3 protein-coding genes are annotated in these 2704 nt (G+C 66.6%); all 3 read right to left on the bottom strand.

Annotated features, from left to right (window positions below; genetic code table 11):
- The gene (locus RMN84_RS04825; protein WP_405051439.1) at positions 1-894 is read right to left on the bottom strand and encodes a fructose bisphosphate aldolase; all 894 of its coding nucleotides are present in this window, start codon (positions 892-894) and stop codon (positions 1-3) included.
- 77 nt (positions 895-971) lie between these two features.
- Entirely contained in the window at positions 972-2177 is a 1206-nt protein-coding gene (locus RMN84_RS04820) for a phosphoglycerate kinase (RefSeq protein WP_309611066.1), read from the bottom strand.
- Between the two features lie 48 nt (positions 2178-2225).
- On the bottom strand, positions 2226-2704 hold a 479-nt coding region (locus RMN84_RS04815), incomplete at its 5' end, for a site-specific DNA-methyltransferase (protein WP_309611065.1).

Genomic DNA, 2704 nt, shown 5'->3' with positions numbered 1-2704 from the left:
CTACGCCACCGACGCCGCGTGGATCTCGTCGATCGCGCCGCCCAGCGACGCATTAAACTCGTGATCGCTCATCTCGTCGCGCAATTCGTTGAGCAAGGCGCGCGAGAAGCTGGCGATCATGCCCTGGTTCTTGGCCAGTTCGGCACAGGCCTCCGCCCGGCTGAACCCGCCCGACAGCGCGACGACCTTCAGCACCTTGGGATGGTTGACCAGCGGCTTGAACAGATTCGCCTGAACCGGGATGGTCAGCTTGAGCATCACCCGCTCACCTGCCGGCAGCGCGTCGAGCGCCTTGCTCAGTTCCGCCAGCAAAATGCTGTCGCACTCGGCCCGCTCGGGGCTCTTGATTGACACTTCGGGTTCGATGATCGGCATCAGGCCATGGGCATTGATCTCGCTCGCCACCGCGAACTGCTGCGCCACGATCGCCGCGATCCCGGCCGGGTTGGCGCGCTCGATCACCGACCGCATCTTGGTCCCGAAAATGCCCTTGGCCTTCGCCCGGTCGAGCAATTCGCCAAGCCCGCCGATCGGCTTCATCAGCTTGACTCCGTCGCGCTCCTCCTCAAGCCCCTTGTCGACCTTGAGGAACGGCACAACGCCGCGCTCCCACAGCAATTCCGCGACCGGCTTGCCGCCCGCCTGCCCGTCCATGGTCCGCTCGAACAGGATCGCGCCGATCACCTTCTCGCCAGTGAAGCAGGGCGAGGTCATCACCCGCTCGCGCATAGCGTGGATCAGCGCGAACATCTCCTCGTCGGTCGAGAAACGGTCCTCGCCAATGCCATAGCCCTTGAGCGCACCAGGCGTCGATCCGCCCGACTGGTCGAGGGCGGCGATGAAACCGTCGCCCTTTTCGATCTGGGCGAGCATCGCATTGTGGTCGGCGGTCATGAGAAATCCTCGTCGCTGCATACCTATGCGGCGCCGTTTAGCGAGGCCACCCTGACGCGGCAACCACCTGCCCGACGTCAGCCCCGTTGCAGGGCAGCGACGCCGGGAAGCGTCTTTCCTTCCATCCACTCGAGGAACGCCCCGCCGGCGGTCGAGACGAAGGTGAAGTCGCGCGCGACCCCGGCATGGTTGAGCGCCGCGACGGTGTCCCCGCCACCGGCGACCGAAACCAGGCTGCCGTCCTGGGTCAGTGCCGCCGCGGTCTTCGCCAACGCGACCGTCGCAGCGTCGAACGGCGGTGTCTCGAACGCGCCGAGTGGACCGTTCCACACCAGAGTGCGGCAATTCTTGAGCACGTCGGACAGAGCCTCCACCGCCGCCGGCCCGATGTCGAGGATCATCTCATCCGCCGCGACCTCGTGGACATTGACGGTCCGCAAGCTGGGCGGATTGGCCGCGAATTCCTTCGCCACGACCACGTCATAGGGCAAATGGATGGTGCAGTTCGCCGCCTCCGCCTTGGCAAAGATCGCCTCCGCCTCCCCGACCAGATCATGCTCGCACAGCGACTTGCCGACATTCACGCCCCGCGCCGCGAGGAAGGTATTGGCCATCCCGCCGCCGATGATCAGATGGTCGACCTTGCTCACCAGATGGCCCAGCACCGCCAGCTTCGACGAGACTTTCGCCCCACCGACTACCGCCGCGACCGGTCGTTCGGGGTTGCCCAGCGCTTTCTCCAGCGCGATCAGTTCAGCCTCCATCGCCCGCCCCGCAAACGACGGCAGATAATGAGTAATGCCCTCGGTCGAGGCATGGGCGCGGTGCGCGGCGGAGAAAGCGTCGTCGACATAATAATCGCTCAGCGCGGCCATCGCCTTGGCCAGCGCGGGATCATTGGTCTCCTCGCCAAGGTGGAAGCGGGTGTTCTCGAGAATGCCGATCGACCCGGCCATCATCGTGGTCACCGCCCGCGCTGCCTCGGGCCCCTGGCAGTCCTCGATGAACCGCACCGGCCGACCGGTCAGCTCGGCGAGCGGGCGGACCAGTAGGGCCAGGCTCATGTCGGGCCGGGTCTGACCCTTGGGCCGCCCGAAATGCGACAGCAGCAGCACGATCGCGTGGCGGTCGGACAGCTCGGCGATGGTCGGCACCGCGCTGCGCAGCCGCGTATCGTCGCTGATCGCACCGGCCTGAAACGGCACGTTAAAGTCGACGCGGACCAGAACGCGCTTGCCGGTCAAATCGTCGGGAAGGTCGTCGAGAGTTTTGAACGCAGCCATGGGATCGCCCGCCGTTGGTGGTGGCGAGCGGTTACGGCTTCGCGGGGCTCACGACAAGCTGGCGAGATGTGCCTGGCGGAGCGTATCGATCTCGGCCAGCGCCCCGCCCTGCTCGATGTGCCAGAAGGTCCAGCCATTGCACGACGGCGCGCCTTGCAGCGCCGCCCCGACCTTGTGGATCGACCCCGCCTTGCCGTCGCATTCGATCGACCCATCGGCGCGGACGCTCGCGGTCCAGCGGCGCTTAGCGTCGACCAGCATCGTGCCCGGCGCAATCATTCCGCTCTCAACCAGCACGCCGAACGCGACGCGCGGCGCGGCGCGCTTGTCGGCCATGATCGTCATCGCGCTTTCGTCGAGCGGCAGGCTCGCCGCGATCCGCCGCCGGGCGACGTCGACATAGGCAGCCTCGCGCTCGATCCCGATCCACCGCCGCCCGAGCCGCTTGGCTACCGCGCCGGTCGTCCCCGTCCCGAAGAACGGATCAAGAACGACATCGCCTGGCTTGGTGCAGGCCAGCAGCACGC

The organism is Sphingomonas sp., from assembly GCF_031380695.1.
Lineage (GTDB): Bacteria > Pseudomonadota > Alphaproteobacteria > Sphingomonadales > Sphingomonadaceae > Sphingomicrobium.
Note: the sequence above shows the minus strand (reverse complement) of the source record. Positions and strands in the feature narration are given on the sequence as shown.